A 25,182-nucleotide genomic window follows, 5' to 3' on the forward strand; every position below is an offset into this window, starting at 1 on the left:
ACGGAACCACAATGCATACGACTCAGATCAGGATGACCGGCCTGCGGCGAACACTGGCCGGCGGCTTGTGCGTTACTGCGCTCGGCGGTTGCGCCGACGTCAGCATGGCGCCATACCAGACGCCTGCCGCGCCCGTGAAGGCGTCCTGGTCCCAGCAGGGACAGCCGGTGTCCGCCGCCGAGACGATCGCGCCGGACTGGTGGCGCGAATTCAAGGATCCGTATCTCGACAGCCTGGTGGACCGGGCCGTCGCCGGCAACTTCGACGTGAAGATTCTTGCCGCACGCGTCCAGGTCGCGAATGCCGAGGTTGGCGAGGCCCGTGCCGGAGCGATGCCATCCCTCAGCGCTGCCGCCGGCGCCAGTTTCGAGAAAAGTACCGGCCAGCCCTTCGCCAAGACCTTCAACCTCGGCACCCAGGTCAACTGGGATGTCGATATCTGGGGCAAGGTGGAGAAGGGCGTGCAGGCCCAGCGTGCGGGATTCGAGGCGTCCGAGGCGGATTGGCGCGCAGGCTACCTGACCCTGGCCTCCTCGGTGTCGACGACCTACTTCCAGATTTTGCAGCTGGATGAGCAGATGGCGCAGCAGCAGAAGTCGCTGGACAAGGGCAAGCAGATCCTCGGCATTTACGAAGCGATGCACAAGAACGGGCTGCTCCCCAATACGCGCGTGTTGCAGCAACGCGCCGAGATCAACCGGCTGACCAACGACTTGCTGGAACTGCAACGCGCCCGCAACCTCGCAGGCAATGCGCTGGCCACGTTGCTGGGCGTTCCCGCGGGAGATTTCAAGGTGCCGCCGGGAAGTTTGCGCGACAAGGTCAATCCCCCCAGTGTCCCATCCGGCCTGCCGGCCGATCTGCTCAAGCGCCGGCCGGACATCGTGGCGGCGGAATACCGGGTTCTGCAGGCCTATGATCTTGTTGGAGCGGCAAAACTGGCGCAGCTGCCATCGATCAGCCTGACGGGGCGCGGCGGTTCTTCCAGCTTTGCGCTGACTGACTTGTTGAAATCGTTCACCTTCGGCCTGCTGCCAAGCATCAACATTCCGATCCTCGATCCTAGCGTGAAAGCGCGCGTGAAGACGAGCGAGGCGCAGACCAAGGTGGCGGAGGAGCAATACCGCAAGACCGTGGTCACCGCCTTCGAGGAGGTCGAGAATGCGCTGGTGAACCTCGACGCGCACAAGAAGCAGCGCACGGAACTTCAGCAGCAGGTGGAAAACCTGCGCACGGTGGGCGCCCAGATCGAGGCGCAGTTGAAGGAAGGCGTCGTGTCGCAACTGGAAGTGTTCGAAACCGAGCGCTCCCTGCTGCAAGCGGAGCTGGCGTTGCTCGCCAACCACCAGCAGATCCTGTCTGACACAGTGACGCTGTACAAGGCGCTCGGCGGCGGATGGCCGGCGGTGGCAGTGGGGAATGCGAGCCAATGAACGTGAAACGCAACGTGGCGCATGACAATGCCGCGACCGTGCGGATGCAGACGGTCGACATGGCCTTCGATATCGTCCTCAAGCCGGTGTCGCATCCAGAGACCGGCGAAATCCGCATTGACGAAAACCTGTTCGCCATCGGCCGGACGGAGCCGCCTTTTTCCGACTATCCACCCAACATCGTCGCCGACCTGTCGCGCCGGCATGCGCGTATTTTTTCCGAGAACGGCGCAGTCTACATCGCCGACCTCGACAGCAAGAATGGCACCAAGGTCAACGGTGTCGACGTGCAGCAAAAGATCACGAAGCTGGATGATGGCGACGAGATCTGTTTCGGCGGAAGACTGACTTACTCGGTGCGGCTGGGCAAGCCGAAAGAGCGCGCCCTCATGGCGTCGCGCCTGGTCGCCGTCGTGCTCAATCCCGACAGGGGAGACCTCGGGCTGCAGCCGATCGTCATCAGCAGTTTTCCCTTCCTGATCAGCAAGGCGGACGACGCGTTCGCGCGCTACAAGGATGACTTCCCGCACCAGGTTAACTACCTGTCGCGCCGCCACGCACATATCTTCTTGAAAGGCGGTCAGGCTTTCGTCGAGGACCTTGGCAGTACGAACGGGACTTTTGTCGGCGGCAAACGCCTCGACGAGCATGCGGTGCCGCTCAATGACGGCGACACGCTGGCCTTCGGCGGCCACCATTTCGTGTACAAGGTCAGCCTGCACCAGGAAGAGCATGAGGTCGATCCGACGGTCACCAAGCTGAGCACCATGGTGCAGAGCGTGATGCCCACCACCGGCAATCCCGACAAGACGACCTTTGTCGCCGCGCCGGATTCCTTCCTCGACATCTTCTGCGTCGACCACGCGCCGCAGCAGGAAGACGAGGTCAACGACGATGCGGCGAAGCAGGAGGAAGCGGCCAGCGACAATGCGAAGCGCAAGCCGCGGGGAAAGGCTTCCATTTTCGTCTCGGAACTCGCAGGCGCCTTTGCCGGCGGCGAACGTGCGATGTCGAAGAAAGCGATGCGCATCGCTGCGGCGGTCTTCGCGCTGCTGGTTGCCACCGTCGTTGTGCTTCGCCTGACAAGTGCGCCGGAACGCGAGATGAAGGACTTGATTGCGGACGGCGAGTTTGCGCAGGCGGCGGACGTGGCGACACGCCATCTCGCGCGCAATCCCGGAAACGCCGAAATCAAGGCCCTTGGCACGGAGGCTTTGCTCAAGGCGCGGCTGCCGGAATGGGTGGCGGCGATCAAGTTGCGTAACTTTGATCGTGCCGCCACCGTGCTGTCGGGCATGAAGGAGGCGGCACGGCACAACGATCATGCGAACCCGCTGCTCGTCGAGCTGGAATGGATAGGCGGACTGGAGCGCTTCGTGATGGGCAGGGGCGGCCCCGAGGCGGCGATCCGCATGTACCAGGACGAGGACAGGATTCGCACGCTGTTGCGGCAATGGGAAGACGGCACCCAGAAGCACCAGCGTGCATTCGCGACGATCACTGCCATGGTGCCGGCGTTCGAGGTTGTCTATGCGGAAGCACTGAGCCACCTGCGCAAACTGCAGAGCGATGAGGCGGTTTTCCTTGCCGCCATTGAACGCTTGAAGACAGCGATCGCGGATGAGCTGAAGCGGGATAATCCCGCCGCGCTCGAGCCCATCCTGAAAGACTATGCGGCGAAATACCCGCGCATTGGCGGACTGGACACCGTACGCCAGGATTTGCAGCTCTATACGGTGATCGATAACGCGGCGCGCGAACATGACCTTGCGCGCCTGTCGTCCAGTGTCGAAAAGGCACGCTTTGCGACCCCGCCGTTCCAGGCCCGATTTAAGGGGATGAGCACCGGGGGGCAGATGCCGCCGGCGAACCTGCTTGCGCAATATCAGGCCGCGAACAAGGCGTGGCGCGAAGGAAAGCCGGATGCCTCCTTTGCCGCCCTTGAAAAGCTCGACGCCGGGCCGTGGGCCAAATCGATTGCCGGCCAGATCCAGCGCCGCAAGACGATTGTCGAGCAGTATGCCGCCTTGCAGAAGATGCGCGGGAGCCGGGATTATGACGAACGCCTGCTGACGTTCTACGGTGGGCTCGATCCGGACGACGACGTCTATTACATCCGCGCGATGGAACCCGACGTCAACCGCAACCGCGACAAGGCGCTGGCGCGTGCGCAGGAGCTGATGAACCGTGCCGCCACCCGGTGGCGGCAGTACCAGGACAACGGCCCCATCGAGGGCGCGCTGCGCCTCGAAACCAGCGTCTCGAACCAGTTCCGCACGCAGGCGAAGCTGTTGACCGAAGCGCGGCAGGGCGTGCAGCAGGGATTGCTGATCGCACGCCAGCTGAGGGCGGAGTACCCGTCGCAGTGGAACAAGCTGCGCGACGACATCACCACGGAAGCCGAACAGCAGCGCAAAGCTGTGCAGGACTTGCGCATGGTGCTGGAACCCGCCCTGTTGAAGGAAAAACTCGCCCTGCTGGGAGGATCCGGCAATGAGCAATGAAGCCCGCTTGCGTCCGCTGACCGAGGCGCTGGAAGACCATAGCGCCGAAGGCATTTCCGTCCTCACCGCTGAACCCTGGCGATTCACGCAGGCGGCGGTGGTGACCGTGTTTGCGCTGATCGTCGCCGCGCTGTTGTGGTCGTTTATCGGTACCGCCGACGTGATCGTCAGTGCGCAGGGTTCGCTACAGCCGGAGTCCGAAGTGAGGCGGTTCTACACGCCGATCGATGGCGAGCTGGCCAACCTGTACATCGCAGAGGGGCAGCCAGTGTCCAAGGGAGATACGCTCGCGCGGCTGAATGCCCGAGGCGCGATCGAGGCGGCGAAGAATGCACTGGAAGCCCAGCTCAAGCTGGAGGACGCCGAGCGCGAGTGGAAGCAATTTCCGGAGCGCAGGGCGCTGATGGAGCGCAAGGTGGCCGCGCTCAAGCAGTCCATGGAGCTGGAAGAACACCAGCATTCGAAGCGTGCGGCGGAAGGTACGAGCAGGCTGGCCGAAAGCCAGCGTGCGCAGCTCGCGGAAGCGCGGACGAATGTCGAGGAAGCCCGCCGCGCGCGCGATGCCGCAAAACTGGAGTCGGAGAAGTATGCACGCCTGTTCTCCATGACGGGCGGTGGTGGCGTGTCGCAATTGCAGGTGGAGAGCAAGCGCAACGCCTTGCAGGCGGCCGAGAATGCCTTGCGCGTCGCCCAGTCGAGGGTCAGCGAACTGACCGCGCGCCAGAGCCAGGAATTCACGCAGGCGCGGGCCCAGCTGGAATCCAGCGGACAGGAGTTCACCAAGCTGCAGCTGCAATACGAAGCGGCGACGAAGGAAATCGCCAATGCCGAGGAAAAGCTGCGGCTGCAGGTGCAGACCGCGCGCCTGGTGGCGGACGCTGCCGCGCGCATCCGCTTCGAAAATATCGACAAGGACAATTTCCTGCTCATCGTGGCGCCGGTGGACGGCGTCATTACCGATGTGACTACCACCCAACCCGGCGACAAGGTGCAAGCCAACACGCCGATCGGCGGCATTGCGCCCAAGGATGCACGGCCGATCCTGCGCATCGAGATCGCCGAGCATGACCGCGCCTTCCTGAAGGAGGGACTGGCGGTGAAGCTGAAATTCAATGCCTTTCCCTATCAGCGCTACGGCGTCGTCACGGGCGCGCTCGACCACATTTCGCCGGCGACCAAGATGTCGCCTCAGACCAAGCAGCCTGTGTATGAGGGCAGGGTCGCACTCGACACCGACCACTACATGGTGGGGGAAACCCGCTATCCGCTACGCTACGGCATGACGGCAACTGCCGAGATCGTGGTGAGGGAGCGCCGCATCATCGACATGGCCCTGGATCCCTTCCGGCAAATCGGCGGATGATGGCCTAGAATAACTATTCGCATCGGCCGCCGACAGGAGTTCTCCATGGCAAAAGTCATCAATCACCGCGGCTTCCGCATCGTCACGCTGGAGCCGGACGATATCCTCGCTGACTGCTGCAGGGAAGGTGACATCGCGCTTGTCGAGGAAGAGGACGGCTGGTGGACGCATTTCGTCGGCCCGGACGGTGAAACCGATTCCTACGATACGGCCTTCGAGAGCTACAACAAGGCGTTGTGGACGGCGAAGGCGGCAGCGGAATTTTCCGCTGAGTAATTGTCCGGCTCAGGCGCCTGGTGACCTGGCCTTCTTCATTTCATACATCCTCATATCCGCGTGCTTGAGCAGCTGCTCGGCGGTTTCCCCGTCGTCGGGATACACCGCGATGCCGATGCTGGGGTGCACGCAGAGCAGGCTCCCGTCGAGGTGAACGGGCTGGTTGATCGTTGCCGTGATCTTCGTCGAGACAAGCTGCGCATCGTCCGGCGTACTGATTTCCTCCAGCAGGACGACGAATTCATCGCCGCCGAGGCGGGCGACCGTATCCTCTTCGCGCACGCACTGTTGCAGACGGTGCGCCACTTCACCGAGCAATTGGTCGCCGGCAGTGTGGCCGAGGGAGTCGTTGATCTGCTTGAAGTCGTCGATGTCGACATAGAGCAGGGCAATCCGCCCGCCATGGCGCCGTGTGCGGGCAAGAGCCGACTTCATTCTGTCCTGGAACAGGCGCCTGTTGGGAAGGCCGGTGAGCTCGTCGTAGCGTGCGGCACGCCTGAGCTCGTCGTTCAGGCGCCGGCGCTCCACCGCGATGGCGACCTGGGTGGAAACAAACTGCAGCAGTTCCCGGTCCTTGTCGGCGTAACGCGTGCCGGGATGGCTTTTCAGGATCAGCGCGCCGGAGACACCGGCGGGCAATACGAGTGGAAGGCCGATCCAGGACTCCATGCGGCCGTCGGCCTGTCTTTCCGTCTCGTGGACAACGGTGCGCCTCGTCCGGATGACGTCGATGAACAGGCGGCGAACATTGGGATCGCCGGATACGTCGGTTTCGTAGGGTTGGGAGAACTCGGCGGCCGAGCCGTCGCGCAGCGCCACCGCGAAGCCCGCAGTCGGAACCAGCCGGGTAATGATGCGGTGGATTTCCCGGAACATGTCGACGAAATCGTTCGCGCCGTGCGCTGCCTCGGAAATCGCATAGGTCGCTGTCTGCATGTCTTCGGCGCGCTTGCGTTCCGTAATGTTGCGCGCAACCCCGATCCGGAGCTGGTCGGCTTCCGACCATCGGGCTGACCACATGAGGTGGACCTGGCTGCCATCCTTGCGGATGTAGCGGTTCTCGAAACCGATCCGGGGGCGGCCGGCGGAGACCTGGCCGGATTCCTCGATCGTTCTTGCGCGGTCTTCGGGAACGACGAGATTGATCATCTCCATGCCGATCATTTCGTCCGGGGTGTAGCCGAAGATGCCTTCGCAGGCCGCGCTGACGTAGACAATGCGTCCGCCTGTATCCACAAGGAAGACAGCATCGAGCAGCAGGTCGACGATGTTGGGCAGCGTGGCAGGCGGTTTCACGTTCATGTGGACAGCATAACCCGATTCATAGTTCCTCGTCGGCAATCAAAATCAAGGGCTGTGGGCTTCCTGCATGGCCACGGCGCGCAGGCAGAAAGCCTGGATGGACTGGATAAGGCCGGTTTGCTCGATGGCCGGTTCCGCATCGGCCGTCCAGGCAAGGGGACCCACCAGCGCCTCGGAAATGACGCCGACCAGGGCCGCGGCCGAGACCGCGGGCGACTGCGGCGGAAAGTCGCCGCTGCGGATGCCGTCCTCGACCAGCTTTTCGAAAATTTCGGCATAGGCGCGGCGGTAGCGCAGGCGTTCGGCGTCCACTAGCGTATCGACGGGCTCGGCGATCAGGGCATAGGCCAGCCGCCGGCCGCGCAGCGCGCGTGCGGAAAATGCCTCGATCGCGTCGAGCAGGCGTTTCGCCGGCGCGCCTTCTGCCCAGGCGTTTTGCCGGACGACGGCGAGTTCCTTTTCCGTCGCGCCCCGGAAAATTTCCGCGCACAACTGCGCCTTCGATTCAAAGTGCTTGTAGACGGCACCGGTGGCGATGCCGGCCTCGCGGGCGACGGCGTTGATGGTGAGTGCTCCGAAGCCGCCGGTGCATACCAGCAGGAGGGAAGCATCCAGTATGCGCTGCCGCATCGCTGCTTTGCGGGCGGCAGTCTTCTCGGTTGGCCGGTAAACCATGCGTCATCTCTTGTCGTTATTCGGGGCAGTGTAACCGAGCAAGGAGATTGCCGACAAGCAAACACTTGACAGGCGAGACAACGCATGATGAACTGGATGACAATAAATGAACATTAATTCACACCTTGTGGGCGGGAGAGAGACATGCCGGAAATTGCGCGCGCCAACCAGTACTTCGCCGAGACGCATATCGTCGAAAACCAGCCGCGCCCGCTGGAAGACTACAACCTGTACCGCGAGGACCGCGCCCTCCGGGAAGCCGTGGCCCGGGAAGGTGCGTCGTGGGCGGAGGACGGGCTGCACGCCTTCGGCGCGCTGGCCGGTTCGCGCGAGCTGATCGAGCTGGGATTCCAGGCCAACGAGAACAAGCCGGTACTCTACACGCATGACCGCTACGGTCGCCGCGTGGACGAAGTGCGATTCCATCCGGCTTACCACCGGTTGATGCAGGTGTCGATCGAGCACGGGCTGCACGCCTCGCACTGGACCGATCCGCGCGAGGGGGTGCAGGTCGCACGCGCTGCAAAGTTCTACATGCAAAGCCAGGTCGAGGCGGCGCACTGCTGTCCCATTACCATGACCTCGGCGGCGATCCCGGCGTTGCGCCTGCAGCCCGACATTGCCGCGCAATGGGAACCGAAAATCCTCGCCCGTCATTACGATCCGCGCAACGTGCCCGACAGCCAGAAGGAAGGTGTCACCATCGGCATGGCGATGACGGAGAAGCAGGGCGGCTCCGACGTCCGCGCGAACACGACGCGCGCGATCCCGCTCGGCAGCGGCGGTCCCGGCCAGCCGTACGAACTGGTCGGCCACAAGTACTTCGTGTCGGCGCCGATGTGCGATGCCTTCCTCGTGCTGGCGCAGGCGCCCGGCGGGCTGTCGTGCTTCCTGTTGCCGCGCTGGCGTCCCGACGGCAGCAAGAATCCGCTGCAGATCCAGCGCCTGAAGAACAAGATGGGCAATGTGGCCAATGCGTCGTCCGAGACCGAACTGCGCGGTGCATGGGCCGTCATGATCGGCGGGGAAGGGCGCGGAGTCGCGACCATCCTGAAGATGGTGTCGATGACCCGTTTCGACTGCATGATCGGCTCGGCGGCCGGCATGCGCCAGGCGGTCGTGCAGGCCACGCATCACTGCGCGCAGCGTGCGGCTTTCGGCAGGCTGCTGTCGGAACAGCCGCTGATGCAGAACGTGCTGGCCGATCTTGCGCTCGAAAGCGAGGCCGCGCTGGCGATGACGATGCGTATCGCGCGCGCGCTGGACAGTGAGAACGAATCGGAGAAGCTCCTGGTGCGCATGGGCACCGCCGTCGGCAAGTACTGGATCTGCAAGCGCACGCCCGGTCATGCGTATGAGGCGATGGAATGTATCGGCGGCAGCGGGGTCATGGAAGACAGCATCATGCCGCGACTGTTCCGCGAATCGCCGGTCAATTCGATCTGGGAAGGCAGCGGCAACGTGCAATGCCTGGACATGCTGCGTGCCATGCAGAAGGACCCGGGATCACTCGAGACATACATGGCGGAGTTGCAACTGGCCGCCGGAGGAAATCGCCATCTCGACCAGTACGTCGCCTTGCTCGCGAAGGAGTTTGCCGACCGCGCCGACGTCGAGTACCGCGCCCGCGCCATCGTCGAACGCATGGCGCTGGCCTTGCAGGGGGCCTTGCTCGTCAGGCACGGCGACCAGGCGGTGGCCGACGGTTTCTGCCTGTCTCGCCTCTCGGGTGCGGCCAGCGGCCTCGTCTACGGGAACCTGCCTCGCGGCGTGGATTGCGCGGCCATCATCAAGCGGGCGGCCGTCAACGCCTGAAATTCAGAGCAGCCGGGGCGGTCGCGCGAAATCGATGGTCGCGCGCACGGCTCCCAGCATCTCGGCCAGCAGCGGCCGTTCGTCATTGCGCCGTTTCTGGAAGGTGTAGGCCAGCGGCGACAGGGCCGGCATGCCCTGCAGTACCCGCAACTCGCCGCGCCGCGCGAGCGAGCGCGCCCAGCTCTCCGGCAGGAAGCCCACTCCCGTTCCTTCGATCAGCAATCCCGCGATCGCGCCCCAACTATTGCAGCTCAGGCGGTATGCCGGATCGATGTCGGTCGCCAGCAGCCATTCGTCGAGGACGCGGCTCGTGCCGGCGCCCTGGGGCAGCGTGACGAGGGGATGGTCGCGCAACATTTTTTCCGTCAGTTTCGTCGACTTTCCCGCGAGCGCGGGCGATGCCGCCCAGACGAAATGCGCCTTGCCTACGGTGTGCGAAGCAATGGACGGATGTGGCGAGCGTCCGGCGATCACCGCGCAATCCAGCTCCCCGTTGCGCAACCGCTCGTCCAGCACGCGCCCGATATCGACATGCGGTTCGAGCCGCAGGTCCGGGAAGCGATGGCTGACGCGGGAGGCGAGTTGCGGCAGCCACGTGAGGGCGCTGAATTCGCCGACGCCGAACAGGCAGCGGCCGGCAACGCGTGCGTCGGCCGCCACGGATTTGCGCGTCTCCTCCGCAGCAAGGAGCATCTGGCTCGCCCTTGGCAGCAGACGCTCGCCGGCGTCAGTCAGGGCTGCCTTGTGTCCGGATCGGTCGAACAGGGCCACGCCAAGCGATTCCTCCAGTTCCACGAGGCGTTTGGACAGGGAGGACGTGGTCACGTGCAGGCGCTCGGCTGCCATCGCGAAGCTGGCGCAGGTGGCGGCCCAGTAGAAGGCTTCGAGCTGTTTGAGCGTCATGGCGAAATAGTGTCGGAAAAGCGAATAAACATATTAATATAAATTCGCTTTTTTGAACCAAGCTACGCGGCTAAAGTAGTCTCCGTCAACGGCACGGAGGAAGAACATGGAAAGGGCGGCGCATGAAGCAGGAACATGGAAGGCGACCACGCCGCGCGCGGCCTACGCACCGGAACCGTCCCTGCCGCGGCGTCTGGCGCGGATACTGTCTCTCGACGATTTCGAGGACGCCGCGAGGCGGCATCTTCCGCGCCCCCTGTTCGGCTATATCTCCGGCGCGGCGGAAGACAACCGCTCCCGCGAGGACAACCGCTCCGCTTTCGACGAGTACCGCTTCCTGACGCGCGTGCTCGTTGACGTGTCGCGCCGTTCGCAATCCGTCTCCCTGTTCGGGAAAACCTACGCCTCACCCTTCGGCATCGCCCCGGTCGGCATCAGCGCGTTGTCGGCCTACCGCGGCGACATCGTACTCGCCGAAGCAGGGCAGCAAGCCAACATCCCGGCAATCATGAGCGGCACGTCGCTGATCCCGATGGAGGAAGTCGCCGAGACGGCACCCGGAACCTGGTTCCAGGCCTACCTGCCGGCCGACGAGTCGCGCATCGACGGGCTGATCTACCGGGTACGCAGTGCCGGATTCGAGACGCTGGTCCTGACCGTCGATATTCCTGTCTGGGCCAATCGCGAGAACAACATACGCGCCGGGTTTTCAACACCGCTGCGTCCCAGCCTCAGGCTCGCGTGGGACGGGCTTGTCCGCCCTCGATGGCTGTTCGGTACGCTGGCGCGCACGCTTCTCGCCTCGGGCATGCCGCACTTTGAAAATTCCTTTGCCACGCGCGGCGCGCCCATCGTGTCGCGCACCGCGATCCGGGATACGACCGGGCGCGAGCACCTCAACTGGGCCCACATCGCCCGTATCCGGAAGCTATGGCAGGGACCAATGGTCCTCAAGGGCATTCTGCACCCGGAAGACGCCAGGAAGGCGCGTGATTTGGGTGCGGACGGCATCATCGTGTCGAATCACGGTGGCCGTCAGCTCGACGGCGCCGTATCCGCCTTGCGCGTACTGCCGCGCGTGCTGGAGACCGTCGGGGACTATCCGGTCATGCTAGACGGCGGGATCCGGCGCGGCACGGATGTGCTCAAGGCGCTGGCGCTAGGGGCGCGGGCGGTCTTCCTCGGGCGGCCTTTCATGTACGCCGCGGCAGCGGCGGGTCCGCAAGGGGTGCAGCGCGCCATCCGGCTATTGCGGGATGAGGTGGACAGGAACATGGCGATGCTGGGCATCAACCGGCTTGAAGAACTGGATAGCGGCTTCCTCATCCGCCGCGAGTGAATGCAAACCACAAGGAGGGACATCATGCGAAAACACACCCTGTTCGGGGCAATCGCCGCACTGACCGAGCTGGAAAAGATGAAGAATCTGGTGATCAAGCAGGGAATCAAGTTCGAAGGAACCTGAGCGGATCGCATCCCATCCTTGTTTTGTTGACTACGATCAAGGAAATGTGCGGACAGGGTGCATACCCTGTCCCTACGCACATATTGATCCAAGGCATCCTGTGGAATGCCGGTCTGAGCAGTGCGCGATCGATCAATCCATTTTCAGAATCAATCATGGTCAACTCCCTGAATATCAAGTTCCACAACATTCCCGCTTCCGAAGCCGTCGAAGCCGAAATCCGCAAGCGCGCGGAAAAACTGAGCCAGATCTCCGACCGTATCAACCGTTGCGACGTGACGGTGGAAACCAGCGGCAAGCACAAGCACCAGGGGCACGAGTATGAAGTGCGCATCGACCTGACCATTCCCGGCGCAGAAATCGTGCTCAACCGTGTCCATCCCAATGAAGACGTGTACGTCGCCGTGCGCGACGCATTCGATGCAGCTGCCCGCAAGCTGAAGGAGCACCTGCAGGTTCAGCGCGGTGACGTGAAGGCGCACGAAATGCCGGAAGTGGAATAATCCCCGCGCGCAACGTGTATTGAAACGGAATATCAAGCAGGCCCTGGTCGGACCGACGAGCAAGATCAGTCAGGCCTGCGGGATACCGTTTGCCTTCTGCAGTAATTCAAGGAAGTCCTCCGCCGGCACCGGCTTGCTGTAGTAGAAGCCCTGTGCCGCGAGGCAGCCACGCGCCAGGAAAAAATCAACCTGCTCCTGTTTTTCCACTCCCTCGGCCACCACGTGCAAATGCAGGCTTTGCGCCATCGCGATGATGGCAGTGACCAGCGCCATGTCGTTCGGATTCTCCCCGATGCCACGCACGAAGGTCTGGTCGATCTTCAATGTGTGGACCGGAAAGCGCTGGAGATAGGCCAGGCTTGAATACCCCGTCCCAAAATCGTCGATCGACAGTTGTATTCCCATGGCGCTCAAGTGCTTGAGCGCCATCATGTTTTCTTCGCTGCGTGGCAGCAGGAGATTTTCGGTGATCTCCAGTGCCAGCGCGCTGGCCGGCACCTCGGTTTCGGTGAGGATGCTTTCGACCGTGGAGAGAAAATTGGATTGCGAAAGCTGGCGAGGCGAAAGGTTGACCGCCATGCGAAATCCGGGATGGCCGGCGTTGTGCCAGATGCGCAACTGCTTGCAGGCTTCGCGCAGCACCCATGTACCAAGCGGCACGATGAGGCCTGTCTCTTCCGCGATGGCGATGAATGAACTGCAGGGGATCGGCTCGCGGTCCGGCTGTCGCCAACGCAACAAGGCCTCGGCTGAATAGATCCTGCCGGTTTTCATGTCGACCTGCGGCTGGTAGTAGAGTGCGAATTCGCCGCGCGCAAAAGCGTGGTGCAAGCGATTTTCCTGTTCCAGGCGCTGCTCCACGGACCTGCTCAAGGATGGCGTGAAGAACTGGTAATTGCTCCGGCCGGCCTCCTTTGCGCGGTACATCGCCATGTCGGCGGCGCGCATCAAGGCTTCTACATTGGTGCCGTCATCGGGATACACTCCGATACCGATGCTGGCCCCGACATGCATTTCCGTGGTGTGGAGAGTAAAGGGTTTATCCAGGGCATCGAGAACTTTTTGTGCAACCAGCGCCGCATCGCTCCTGCCATTCATCAGCGACAGGCACAACACGAATTCATCGCCCCCCAGGCGTCCGACGTCGTCATTCTTGCGCAAGCATTGCTGCAGACGCTGCGCGACCAGCTGCAACAAGCTGTCACCCACCATGTGGCCCAGCGAATCGTTGATATTCTTGAAATAATCGAGGTCGACGAAAAGGACGGCAATCTGCGTCTTGTTTCGATTCGCATAGTCGACCGCCTTCTGGATGCGATCTTGCAGCAACACGCGGTTCGGCAAGTCGGTCAATGCATCGTAATGCGCCATGTGGCGAATGCGGAACTCAGCCCGCTTTCGCTCCGCGTTTTCTTCCTGCAGGCGCTGATTGGCGGCGATCAGCTCGGCAGTGCGCGCCTCGACCAGGTCTTCCAGCCTTTTCTGCAAGTTGCGCAGCGACAGGTGGGTCCTGATCCGCGCCAGGACTTCTTCCACCTGCAGGGGACGCACGACGTAGTCGACGCCGCCGCTTGAAAAGGCCTTGAGCTTGTTCAGCTCCTGGTCTGCCGAGCTGAGAAAAATCACCGGGATATCGCGCGTGCGCGCATCTGCCTTCAATCGCCTGCACAGTTCGTACCCATCCATGCCTGGCATGAAAACATCGAGCAGGATCAGGTCGGGAAGGGTGGTCTGGACAAATTGCAGCGCGAGCTCACCGTTGGTAGCCGGATGAACAAGATATCCATGCTCGCCAAGCATGTTCATGAGCAGGCGCAGGTTCGCCGGCGAGTCATCGACGATCAGGATTCTTTCCGGTGCGCCTGGTGCATTTGCCGTGCTCGGACAATCAGTCATTTGGACTCCCTGGACTATTCCTGCGCGGGACTCTGCGGCCTTGGGCCTTCATCATCGATTTCGCTAAGCACTTTCAGGATCGATTTATAGTCAAACTGATCGGCGGCAGCATCCAACGCCTGCGCCAGATCCGTGTCGATGCCGGAACGAATCGTCTCGATAATCGTGTTGATCGCGCCCGCATCCAGTTTTAGCAGCGCTTGCGCAAGTTCGGTGCGCAACTGCGCCGGGAGGCGTGCCAATGAGGCAGCATCCAGCCGGGTCGCAGGGATTGGCACGGCATCCTGGGCATACTCAAAGCGCACCTTCAAATGCTCTTCCATCAACTCGAACAGTGCATTCTCCCGAAACGGCTTGCGCACGAAATCGTCGCAGCCAATCGCGAGGATCTGTTCGCGCTCCTCCTCGAAACTGCTCGCCGTCAGCGCGATCACGATCGTCTTCTGTCCTTGTTCAGTCGCCTTGATCCGTCTGGTTGCTTCGCGGCCGTCCATGACTGGCATGCGCATATCCATCCAGATCAGATGAGGCTGCCATTCTTCCCAGATCGCGATAGCCTCTTCGCCATTGCACGCACCGCGCACTTCAAACCCCAGCGGCGTAAGCTGCTTGAAGAGCAGCAGGCGGCCGTCCTCCCTGTCGTCCACTGCAAGAATGCGATACTGCGGCTGTCCGGGCGCCAGGCCTGTCACGCGCCGGCCGGGCGGCGTAGCGTTAGCGTCGATATCATCGCGTGCCACTGGACGAACGGGAATGAGAAACGCGACGGTGCAGCCTCGTTCCGGTTCGCTCGATATGGTCAGCGCGCCGCCCATCAGTTGCACGAAGCTACGGCTCAATGCCAAGCCGAGGCCGGTTCCTTCCTTGGCCAGTTGTCCCGCCTTTGCTTGAACGAAGGCTTCGCCCAGGCGACTCAGTTCTTCCGGCGAAATACCAATCCCGGTATCGGCAACAGAAAAATTCAATGAGCAGGACGGCTCTGCCTCGCCTGCGTCCTGCGTTTGAACAGGTTCTCGGTCCGAACATGCCTCCATGCGCACTTTCAGCACCACGCCGCCATTCGAGGTGAACTTTAATGCGTTGCTGAGCAGGTTGATGAGAACCTGGCGCAGCTTGACCTCGTCTGCGCGTATGAATTGCGGAATGCCTGCGTCGTATTCGACGTTCAGATCCAGGCCCTTTTGCCAGGCGGCCGCCGCGAACATGTCCTCCAGTTCATCGAGCAATCCATGGAGGTCAAAATTCCTTTCGACGAGCGTCGCGCGTCCCGCTTCGATCTTGGACAGGTCAAGGACCTGGTTGATCAGCGAATACAAATGCTCGCCGCTCTTGTGCACCACGCGCAAGTCATCGGCCAGTTCCGCCGCCAACCGTTTGTCGCGGAGGATCAAGCGTGTGAATCCCAATATGCTGTTCAATGGCGAGCGCAATTCGTGGCTCATATTTGCCAGGAATGCGCTTTTCGCCTGGCTCGCCGCTTCCGACGCTTTCGCGCGCTGGGCCTCGGCATTCGCCAGTGCGAGGTGATGCGTCGCATCGATTTTTGCCGCTTCCGCACGACGCCGTAAGTGCATGACGACACTGCCCAGCAATAACAGGGAGAACGCAAAGGCAAGCGCCAGGGTGATACGCACCGTATCGGTCTGCTGTTGTTCCGCGCGCAGTCGCGCATTCTCTGCTTCCTTCAACCTCACATCGAAGCGTGTCTTGAGTTCGTCAGCCAGCTTCGTATTGGCCGTCTCCACCAGGCGCTGGCTCGACTCCAGCTGCGACTCCATTTCCTGATAGGCTTTTTGGTAGTCGCCCAGCCTTGCGTAAAGCCTGGCGGCGCGGGCGTAGTAATCGGCGTAAATCTTGGCGCTGTTGTAATAGCCGTTTCGCGGCAAGGCAACTTTTGCGTCAAGCAAGGATTCCAGGATTTCATCTGTGCGGCCGAGTTCGGCAAGCGCTTCGGCGCGCGTGAGAAAACCACCCACCAGGTAATACCGGTCGGCGATCTGCGCAAGGCCGGGCAAGGATTGCCGAAGAAGAGTCAGCGCTTCTTCGAATCGCTTGTCCTCTTTAGCGACGCGCGCAAGATGAAATTTGATAATTACTTTATAGTTTCCCGCGCCCATTTCATATGAACTGGCCATCGCTCTTTCGAGGTAATGCCTGGCCTCGTCATACTTCCGGCGATGAAAAAAGCTCAGCCCCAGCCCGACATGGTGAAGGCTTGCGGTATGCCGGTACACAGCCGGATCGATGAGTTCAAGCGCCTGCCTGAAATAGCTCTCCGCTTTTTCCTGGTCTTCCTCGTTGGCTTCGGGGCCGCCGAAGACTTCGGCAATTTGGCCCAAGGCCTGTGACATGCCGGCATTGTCTTGCTGCTCCTGGAAGAGCGCGTAGGCTTTTTCCAGGATTGCCATTGCCTCGGATTTCTCGTCCCTTGAAACATATCCCTTTCCCATGTCGAGATAAATCATCGGCAGACACGAACTTAACTGATGCCTCTGGGCGAAAACGATTGCTTCGCGGTACATCAGGTTCGCATCCTTGAATTGGAACATAGAGAGATCCTTGGCTCTCTTGCTGAGCAACTCGCACATTGCCTGAAGCGCACCATGCTCGCGATAAATGGCAATGATGCGATTGGAAATCTGGTTGCTGATACCCCTGTCGACGTGCGAATGCGCTATAACCAGAATGCGTAATGCCCTCAATTCTCCTTCGAGGTCTCCATTCTTGTTCGCCTGGTCAGCAGCGCTCTTTGCATCCTTTGCGGCGACATCCGGACCGTAATCGGCAATCCTGATTAGATCACGCAGCTCGTCCTCTGCCGCGTGCACATTCAAGCTCACACAAATCAGCAAGACGCATACGAGCGCGCAGGGCAGGATCCGGATCATATGGGGACGTCGCGGCTGTCTGGAAAATAGCATGGAAGACTGACCTTATTTTCTTTTTCCCGAGGCGTGCGATTCTCGATACGCCGTCACGAACTTGCCGTTGATGTCCGCAAGAACGATCGCAAGTCCTGAATCCAGACGCACGAACATCGAGCCAACGAATGCGTCTCCCGGGAAGGCACGCTTGGGCTTGCCCTTGTCATCCTTGAGCACGGTAAATCCCGTATCGAGTGCAACCGCATACGCATTGCCGATGCCAAGCGGACGACAGGGATCGTTGCTCGCGGATTTGGCGATGAAGCTGACAATACCGCTGTTTTCCAGTACCGCCTGCGTGATTTGCTCGCCACCATTTTCCGAACCGCCCCTTTGCAAGTCGATCAACCAGCCTTTGTCGGTGCTCCCGTGGTGCTGTCCGCCTTCCATCACGGGGGCAAAGTCAGCCCGTGTCAGCGGATGCCGGACTGTTGAGGGCATCTGCCTGCCTCCGTCTCGAATCGCATACATGGTCTGCTGCTGCGGATTCCAGGAATCGGTCGCTCCGAGGTCCCTTCCGGTTCCGATCAGTATCCAGCGGCTCTGCTGATTTGCCGAAATGGCGATGTGTGGTGCCGCGGTTACGGGTTGCGGTTTTCCGGCGGAATCGGTCAGAACGGCGATCTTCACTGGGGGCGGGTACTTTCCTGTTTTGACCGACAAGTCGAAACGCCACACATTGCCCAGAAGGTCGCCCGCATAGAGGTGGCTGGCCGAGAAGTCCCCTGCATTCTCTACATATGCTGCCCCCTGCGCGAGACCATCGCTGCGCGCGGATGTGCCGATTTTCTGGATCAGTTTGCCGGTGCGTGCATTAAGGACATAGAGGAATCCTTCGCGGCTCCCATTTCCCTGTCCGTTGTCGTAACCCGAGGTGAGAAGTACAACCCATCCGTCTTTGGCCGTGTGTACGATGACCGGGCGACCGTAGCTGAAACCCATGTCCTTGTCAGTAAATTCCCAGAGAACTTTCTCCGCCGCCGCCGCCTCGCTCGCCACCGCCGCGCCGTCGGTCACATCAAGGGCATAGAAGCCTTTTCCCCCTTTGCCCAGTCCGCCCACTAGGAGGGTACGCCAATCAGGTGACTTTCCATTCGCACCCTTGGTGTCGGAAAAATCGACATCGCGGACGTCCAAGGGAGCATCTACGTAGTAGCGATGCAGATACGGCTTTGTTCGTGAAGCGAGTGCGGCCAGGCCATCCACAGAAGGCCTGCCGCTCGGTCCGGCGATCACGAAGCTGGGGATATAAGCCCATGCCTCCTGCCCGCCCTCTGCGTCCCTGGCCAAGTCGGTTTCGCCATTGAATGCATGCAGCATTCCGTCGTTGGCGCCGACATAAATCATCTTCTTGCGCGCGTGGGCCTTGAAAGCGGCGTAACCCGGGTGAGCCGATTCACTATACGAAGCCCCTTTTCCTGCCACCACCACCGCACCGGAGTGGACCATATCGCCCAGGATATGGACGCGTTCCCGAAACGATTTCGTTTCTTTGCCTTGATTTCCCCGGATGTATTCCACCATGTCGGTCTGTGCCGTGCTGCTTGTTCCCAGAGCGCGCTGCAGGGATGCTGAAAGCTTGTCTTGCGCAAAAGGTACGCCGCGGCCCGCGCTCATCGTGATGATTTTTCTCTTGCTTCTCCAGCCATCGCCTGCTGCGAGCTGGTCAAGCAGGGCTGCAGCGCTCCACGATCTTTTGAAACTGGCTGACATCGATGGCGCCTTGTCCATGACCAGATCGCCTCCCAAAACGTCGCCGCTCCATTGGGCGGATGTGAAGGAGGTCAGATAGACACTGACTTTGCCAACGGCGTCAGCGTTATGTTGATATTCAACTGCCACCCCGGTGCTTGCGCTTATGCGTGACGATGCGGCAATAGACGAAAATATGCTGCTTAGCGCGCTGCTGATCTCCCTCGTGCTCCGGACCGCAAAATAGTTGGCGGGAAAGCGCTCACGCGCGTCGGGACTCTCCTTGCGCTGTGGATCGGCCTCTATATCGAGACCCTCGGGACCGCCATACTTTGCCGCCATCCACAACTGGTTATTGGTGGCAGTGGGACGGCTCTCGATAACGGTGACAAAAAACGACTGCGCCGTTTGCTTGCCGATGGTGGGGGGCCATGCCGCGTCGTCCGGTCGAATGTCCTGCGTGTTTGCCCAGTACGCCAGCCCGGCGACATAGAACGAATTCCAATGCGATATCCTCGGATGCGTTCGGCCAATCTTTCCCAAGCCCTCGAAGGCTGCCACTTTATCTGTCAGCGCAGTGGCATCAATCGCAGGATCCGGCACGCTGGGCACGCCCTCATGGCCGGAGCAGGTGTCGACAAGCGTATTTCCCGGAACAAGTGTGTCGCACCATGTTGCCGGGTCGGATAAGGTAACAATGAAGTTCTTTTGGCAGGAATGCTGGATAGGGTCATCCCAGTCGGAAATGACCGGAAACCCGTCTTTCATGTTCCTGTAAATGTCACGGATGTATTCGGGAGTGGGAGAGAGGCCCCGCAGATAGCGCAGGCTCTCGTAGTACAGTTCGCCGACCGGGTCAAAGTTCTTGTAGCCGTCGGTCCTGCCAAACTTGTTCAGGAAATTGACAACCCCGCTATTCGGGACGGCGCTTTGCATGGCATCGACGGGATCGGGATTGGTAAGAAATATGCCATCAACGGATGACCACTCCGCATTTGGATTGTCGGCGAGAACCCTGCCGCCGACGTATCGCATGGGGCCAACATCTTTCAGTCGGGCGCGCAGTACGCCGCCGGCGCGCGAAAGGTCAACATTCGAAAGATACGACGTCGCGCCGAAGCGCATTGCCTGGCTGTAGTCATGAATCAATCCGGCGGGCTTGTACACTTGACCGAATTTCCTGCAATTCTTCTCCAGGCCTATCTTGTGATCGCATACTTTAACGCGAACATTAAAGGTTTCCGCAGTCAGAAAATTAATATCGTCACTGACCTGTATTTGCACGCCATCGCGTATCTGGATATGTTGATCGCTTACGCGAAGATAGAGCGGTGCGTTAGCGTTGCTCGGATAAGGCGTCACCGTGCTCCGGTCCACAGGAGTAACGGTCGCCTCCTTTTGTGTAAAACTGCTTCCTCCAACGCGTCTTAGATGAAGACCGGTCGGGACACGCCCGGTATGCCTGGCCTTTTCCAGAATGGTGGTGGAGGCCGTGTCAACGGAGCGATTACCGCCGGTCAGTGCAATACGAATGCCGTCGGCAACCTGGGTAGTCGCCCAATTCAGGTAATTGCCACTCCACCGTCTGCTACACTCGTGGAAACGATTGGCATATTCCCTTGGTACGAAAGCCCCTCTCGACTTGTCCGCGGTTCTGGAGAGAAGATCGGCGTCGTAGTCATAGCATTTGTACGGATCGAAATAGCCCGGATAAGTTACTTCCTTGAAGTAGCAGAGGGATTCGTTCATTGAGTCGCCGATCCGGGGGCGTTTGAACGTCCTGATTCCCGGACATTGCTTGTATCGGGTAACCCCTTTCGAGTCAATGAATTCCAGGGGGTCAGCCGCGTTCCGGTAAGCGAAGGACTCGCCGATGCTAAATTCACTGGAGATGGCAAACAGGACATTGGCAGGAATGTGCGTGTCTGCCGCTACTGGCGCATCGTGGAGCGGAATCTTTGCGGCAAGGGCGTAATTGAAAAGAAGAGACGCCAGCGTCGCAATCATGAGACGTTTCATTGCCTTACTCATGATCGATTTCAACCCGCTTTCTTTGCTCCCGGTTGCTCCCGGCTACGGCACGCAACAGAAGAATTTTCAGGTAATCGTCGATGCGTGCGACTTTCTCGTTGAACAGGTTGAAAAAGACCAGCCCGAATACGGCGATGCCGATGCCTAACGCAGTTGCGAATAATGCCGTTCCGATCCCCTTGCTCACTGCTGCAGGATCGGAAATTCCGGACTGTGCCAGGACAGCGAAGGTGTCGATGATGCCGAAGATCGTTCCCAGCAGACCGAGCAGCGGTGCGGCAGTCACCACGGTATCCAGTATCCAGAGACGGCTTACCAGTCTCGCCTTCATGGCGATGTAGATGGCTTCCGATAAATCTTCAACATTGCGCGGATCGACAAGAAGATGCCGGGTATCCAGCAATTCCCGTACGGCCTGGGGACCGATACTGTCTCTATTGACCAGCGGCTGGGGCAAATCGGCAAGACATCGAATTTCGCTATGCATGGCAGCAGCCAGTTCAACGGCGTGGCGCAGGTTGACCGCGTAGAAGATCAGGCGCTCGACGATGACGGTGATGGCAATAGCGATGACACCGTACATGACATAGAAAGTTATCTGGTGAAACCTTTCGTAGTCCATCTGCAACCCTCCGTGTTGCCGCCTCAAGTCAAAACACAACCCCATAAGAAATGCTGACAAAGCGCGGCGCTCCGGCAAAATAAGTGGGATTGTTCGCCGCGGTATTGGCGACACCTCCCCTTGACGCGAGATAGCTTTTGTCGAAAAGATTGGTGACGTTGAGTCGCAGGACTTGATTCTTGAGATACCACGCGTCCGGCAATTTGTAACCCATGTTGAGGTTGGCGACCGTATAGCCGGGAACACTTTCATCGTTCACCAGAGTGGAGAAGAATTTTCCGGTGTACTTTGCCTGAAGCTGCGCGTAGAAGGGGCCTGAAGCATATTGAATGCGGATGCCGGCAATATTGTGCGGCGTGTTGGGGAAATCCTTGCCCTTTGTCGGCAGTGAGGTTGTCGCCCCAGTCTTGAGATTCTCCTTCATCTCGCTTTCGGTATACGCGTACGAGCCGTAGACACTCCACCCGCCGAAGAACGGTCGTGTTCCCGCCTCCAGCTCTATCCCCTTGACGATCACCTTGCCGACATTGGTCAAGATCGTTCCTCCTGCCTGGTCGTCAAATGCGGCAGCCAGCCGGTCGTCAAAGTTCGTGTGAAATGCAATGGCGGAAAAGTTGAATGCCGCTCCTTGCGACCGGTAGCCTAAATCGGTGTTGATCGAACTCTCCGGTATGGTATTGGCAGCCCTGAACAGCACTTGCCCACGCGTAATCGAGTTCGTGTAGATCTGGTTATTGGGCGGCTTGAAGTTTCTCGAAACATTTGCAAAGACGTGACTTGCCTGTGTCAGCCAATAGCGTACGGCGGCGCTTGGAAGCACTTTGCTGAAGCGTTGCTTCAATTGGTAATCGGAAAAGCTGTTGGCCGTCCCCGCGTTGACGGCTCCCGAGCCGGCGCGCCCCTCGCTCGCATAGTTGAAAAAGTCATTGGTAAATTGAGGGGCACGAGCGCCGATCGCCACATTCAGTTTTTCGTTCATGAAGGTCATCGAGTCCTGCACAAACGGCTGTTTCGCAGTCGTGATGGTGAGTCGGGAGGTGTTTTCGTACGGGGTTCCGTCGGGGCGCAGGATCACGTCGTCACTCAGCCATACATCGGCTGCGGTGCCGTCGTTATTCACACGAACTGCCGGATTGGTTTGGCGCAGTCTGGCCCGTTCGAACCAATAACCAAATGTGAGCCTGTGATTATCCAGCTGCCAATTGAGTCGGACGGTAATGCCTGGGCGGTGGGTATCGTTGAGGGTCTGCCGGGCGACCAGGATTGAATCCAGCGTATCGCCGTCACCGTTGATATCCGTCCTGCCTGTCAGGGTACGGGTTGTGCTGTCGAGGAAAGCGTTTTCGGCAATGACCGCCTCCTGACTGGCCCCGGTGGAATTACTGGTCCAATAGTAGGGCTCCACATCGAGACGCAAGTCAGGCTTGAGCTGGAAATTTCCTTTGAACGAATACATCCAGTTGCGTGCCGGATTGCGGTTGAGCCCGTAGTAGCCGATAGCCGTTTCGACCTGCGCGGTTCCGTTGACTGGAGTGAGGTGTCCCTGGAAGGTTTCGGGAAAGTCGAAGCCGCGGCCAAACTGAGCGTACTGCTGTTTGGTAATCGCCCGGATATTGTGATTCATCTGCACATTGTGCAGTCCGCTGAAGCGGATACGATTGCCCGGAGAGATGTTCCACTCGGCCCCGAACCCGTACTGATCGCGGTTTGCATAACCTTTTCCCTTCCATTTGTCGACGTGGCTCTCGGAGGCCGAAATATAGGCTTTGAATCGATCGTCAAGAAGTTTGCCGGTCTCGGCACGCAAGAATGTCTTGCGAAGGTTCAGCCCGCCAAGTGTCTGTGAAAAGCGGAATCCGGTTTTGTCGGTGGGGTCGCAGGTGGCGACGTTGACGGTGCCGCCGACTGCGTAGATGTTAGGCGCATCAAACTCGCTCGAAGCGCGGGTCACGGACACCTGGCAGAGATTCTCCGGGTCTACGAATGGCTGCGGAAAGACGGTGCTTGCGCCGTCGTTGATGGGCACGCCGTCGATCGTGAAGCCCATTTGATTGTTCAAGAACGAACGACTTGAGAATGCACTATCGAACAGCCCGGTCGCGTCCGCGCTGGCGGAGTTCACGCCCGGGAGTAATTCAATCAGCTGGAAAGGATCCGCAGTCGCGCGTTCCTTTTCCGCGCTTGCCTGCGATACCACACTGCGCGCCCTGGGTGTGTCGTCCGGCTCGATGAGGCCGGTGCCCAACTCTTCGCCTTCGCCGACGATGGAAATCGTTCCCACCTCGGACGCTTTGGTGGCGGAGTCCGGGCTGGAAGTTTGCGCGACGACCTGGCCGCCGTATGCTGCGAGCAAGGACGTTGCCAGAACTGACAGTGTGCATCGTTTCGGCTGCATGATTCTTTCCTTTTTCAGCAACTTGCCAAGGAGACGGGTAGGGCTTTCTCCAGGATTCCTCCAGCCAGGAGACGCTAGCCAGACGGTTGGAACGTGTAATCCAGGTGAATGCAGAATCTGTGCGTCGATTCCCCTGGAAATGCGCCAGCGGGAAATGGCGGGTAGACCCCCATGCGCAACAGCTTTCTTGCCTCGGCGTCGAGAATCATCGAATGGGATGTGCGTTCAATGACGATTTCGTTTGCTGCGATACCGTCCCGACCCAGATCCATGCAGGCGCGCACCGTACCGGATGGTTTCTGCACGCTCGCCTCGCGTCCGGTCGGGTATTTTTTTCGCCCTTGCACATTGGTTCGTATCTGAGCGATGTACGCTTCATCGATACTCAGGCTTCTTGCTGTTTGGGAGGCCGTCGGGATCAGGGACGGTGTGGAAGACTCAACTGGAGAAGGAGTCGTTGCCGGCACGGCTGGCAGTGGCAATTCGGGGACCTGAAGTCCCTCATTCGCAGGCGAGGAGATCGATGCTGTTGACCGGGGTACGGGCAGTACCTGTGCCGGTGACGATGCGGAATCGCGACTGTGACGCTTCGTCAACGCCTTGGGCGCGGCCATCGCCGGCGGTACGCTTTCAGTTGGTGGTGCAAGCTCCGGTTTCGAGGGGGAGGGCAGCGGAGCAGGCGCTTCAATATTTACTTCGAATCGCCCGTCAGGGAACCTGCTCATCAGATGACGTGCAGGAATGGCAATCAAGAGCATCAATACAAGAAACGCGGGCGGTATACCGAGCCAGTCTCGCATGCGGTAGAGGGCATTCATCGCACCCTCATTTTCTTCGCGCAGCGATCGATAAGGAATCAAAGCCGCTGGCCTTGACGACGTCCAGTACGTCGAGCAATCGCTGCAACCGGACCGATTCGTCGCCATTGACAAGGACGCTCGGCTTTTTCAGGTCCTCCCCCTGCTTTTCGCGAAGCCGCTTCGGAATCTCTTCCAGCGTCACCAGCCGGCCGTCGAGCAGGAGTTCACCTTCCTTGGCGATAGTGATGACCACCCGTACCGGCGTATTCAGCTCCTGTACCTGGGACGACTTCGGCAGCTGGGTTCGAACGCCCAGCGTGGGAATGACGTTGATGCTGATGAGGACAAAAAAAATCAACAGGAACATCATCACATCGATCATCGGAATGATCTCGATGCGCGCCCGTGCCCGCTTGGATTCTCCCCAGCTCCTCATTGGACAACCCTGCTATAGGTTGATCATCATTATTGTTGCTTTAAATATAGTTGATAGCAGAGAAATTGGAAGATGCCGGGTTAATCCTCCTGGAAATTACTCGTCTTCGACAGGAGACACCGCTTCTGGATTGTCAAAATAACAATC

Annotated in this window: 17 protein-coding genes; 7 read left to right on the plus strand and 10 right to left on the minus strand. The window is 59.9% G+C overall.

Going from position 1 to position 25,182, the window contains the following annotated elements:
* The first annotated feature begins 32 nt into the window (after window positions 1-32).
* The 4 genes from ACNOHI_RS04630 to ACNOHI_RS04645 are packed head-to-tail and all read left to right on the plus strand — an operon-like array spanning window position 33 to window position 5,576.
* A complete protein-coding gene (locus ACNOHI_RS04630; protein ID WP_420473816.1) occupies window positions 33-1,433 on the plus strand; it encodes an efflux transporter outer membrane subunit in 1,401 nt (466 codons plus the stop codon).
* Complete coding sequence (locus ACNOHI_RS04635) at window positions 1,430-3,937, plus strand: FHA domain-containing protein (protein WP_420473475.1); 2,508 nt, start codon at window positions 1,430-1,432, stop codon at window positions 3,935-3,937. The genes ACNOHI_RS04630 and ACNOHI_RS04635 overlap by 4 nt, the downstream gene beginning before the upstream one ends.
* Window positions 3,927-5,300: an HlyD family efflux transporter periplasmic adaptor subunit gene (locus tag ACNOHI_RS04640; RefSeq protein ID WP_420473476.1), complete on the plus strand. Its 1,374-nt coding sequence runs from the start codon at window positions 3,927-3,929 to the stop codon at window positions 5,298-5,300. Before ACNOHI_RS04635 ends, ACNOHI_RS04640 begins: the two co-directional genes overlap by 11 nt.
* 45 nt (window positions 5,301-5,345) lie before the next feature.
* On the plus strand, window positions 5,346-5,576 hold the full coding sequence (locus tag ACNOHI_RS04645) for a hypothetical protein (protein WP_420473477.1): 231 nt from the start codon (window positions 5,346-5,348) through the stop codon (window positions 5,574-5,576).
* A 9-nt stretch (window positions 5,577-5,585) separates the two neighbouring features.
* On the opposite strand, the gene ACNOHI_RS04650 is transcribed toward ACNOHI_RS04645, so the two are convergent.
* Window positions 5,586-6,878 (minus strand): diguanylate cyclase domain-containing protein, encoded by a 1,293-nt coding sequence (locus ACNOHI_RS04650; protein WP_420473478.1) that lies wholly within the window; start codon window positions 6,876-6,878, stop codon window positions 5,586-5,588.
* 45 nt (window positions 6,879-6,923) lie between these two features.
* On the minus strand, window positions 6,924-7,553 hold the full coding sequence (locus ACNOHI_RS04655; protein ID WP_420473479.1) for a TetR/AcrR family transcriptional regulator: 630 nt from the start codon (window positions 7,551-7,553) through the stop codon (window positions 6,924-6,926).
* A 144-nt stretch (window positions 7,554-7,697) separates the two neighbouring features.
* On the opposite strand from ACNOHI_RS04655, the gene ACNOHI_RS04660 reads away from it, so the two are divergent.
* Complete coding sequence (locus tag ACNOHI_RS04660) at window positions 7,698-9,368, plus strand: acyl-CoA dehydrogenase family protein (protein ID WP_420473480.1); 1,671 nt, start codon at window positions 7,698-7,700, stop codon at window positions 9,366-9,368.
* A 3-nt stretch (window positions 9,369-9,371) separates the two neighbouring features.
* On the opposite strand, the gene ACNOHI_RS04665 is transcribed toward ACNOHI_RS04660, so the two are convergent.
* On the minus strand, window positions 9,372-10,271 hold the full coding sequence (locus ACNOHI_RS04665; RefSeq protein ID WP_420473481.1) for a LysR family transcriptional regulator: 900 nt from the start codon (window positions 10,269-10,271) through the stop codon (window positions 9,372-9,374).
* Window positions 10,272-10,377: 106 nt separating this feature from the next.
* Here ACNOHI_RS04665 and ACNOHI_RS04670 point away from each other — a divergent pair, with 106 nt between their 5' ends.
* Both ACNOHI_RS04670 and ACNOHI_RS04675 read left to right on the plus strand, forming a co-directional pair.
* Entirely contained in the window at window positions 10,378-11,610 is a 1,233-nt protein-coding gene (locus ACNOHI_RS04670) for an alpha-hydroxy acid oxidase (protein WP_420473482.1), read from the plus strand.
* Window positions 11,611-11,891: 281 nt separating this feature from the next.
* Entirely contained in the window at window positions 11,892-12,239 is a 348-nt protein-coding gene (locus ACNOHI_RS04675) for an HPF/RaiA family ribosome-associated protein (RefSeq protein WP_420473483.1), read from the plus strand.
* 69 nt (window positions 12,240-12,308) lie between these two features.
* Here ACNOHI_RS04675 and ACNOHI_RS04680 read toward each other — a convergent pair whose 3' ends face one another.
* From ACNOHI_RS04680 to ACNOHI_RS04710, 7 genes are all read right to left on the minus strand, one after another.
* Window positions 12,309-14,135, minus strand: a complete 1,827-nt coding sequence (locus ACNOHI_RS04680; RefSeq protein ID WP_420473484.1) for an EAL domain-containing protein — start codon at window positions 14,133-14,135, stop codon at window positions 12,309-12,311.
* A 14-nt stretch (window positions 14,136-14,149) separates the two neighbouring features.
* A complete protein-coding gene (locus ACNOHI_RS04685; RefSeq protein ID WP_420473485.1) occupies window positions 14,150-17,023 on the minus strand; it encodes an ATP-binding protein in 2,874 nt (957 codons plus the stop codon).
* Window positions 17,024-17,068: 45 nt separating this feature from the next.
* A complete protein-coding gene (locus ACNOHI_RS04690) occupies window positions 17,069-20,794 on the minus strand; it encodes a pilus assembly protein (protein ID WP_420473486.1) in 3,726 nt (1,241 codons plus the stop codon).
* On the minus strand, window positions 20,775-21,404 hold the full coding sequence (locus tag ACNOHI_RS04695) for a MotA/TolQ/ExbB proton channel family protein (protein WP_420473817.1): 630 nt from the start codon (window positions 21,402-21,404) through the stop codon (window positions 20,775-20,777). The genes ACNOHI_RS04690 and ACNOHI_RS04695 overlap by 20 nt, the downstream gene beginning before the upstream one ends.
* Before the next feature lie 28 nt (window positions 21,405-21,432).
* Window positions 21,433-23,799: a TonB-dependent receptor gene (locus ACNOHI_RS04700; RefSeq protein WP_420473487.1), complete on the minus strand. Its 2,367-nt coding sequence runs from the start codon at window positions 23,797-23,799 to the stop codon at window positions 21,433-21,435.
* A gap of 74 nt (window positions 23,800-23,873) precedes the next feature.
* Window positions 23,874-24,617 (minus strand): hypothetical protein, encoded by a 744-nt coding sequence (locus ACNOHI_RS04705; RefSeq protein ID WP_420473488.1) that lies wholly within the window; start codon window positions 24,615-24,617, stop codon window positions 23,874-23,876.
* Window positions 24,618-24,624: 7 nt separating this feature from the next.
* On the minus strand, window positions 24,625-25,035 hold the full coding sequence (locus ACNOHI_RS04710) for an ExbD/TolR family protein (protein ID WP_420473489.1): 411 nt from the start codon (window positions 25,033-25,035) through the stop codon (window positions 24,625-24,627).
* Between the last annotated feature and the right edge of the window lie 147 nt (window positions 25,036-25,182).

It is taken from the genome of Noviherbaspirillum sp. ST9 (genome assembly GCF_048799745.1).
Classification (GTDB): domain Bacteria; phylum Pseudomonadota; class Gammaproteobacteria; order Burkholderiales; family Burkholderiaceae_D; genus Noviherbaspirillum.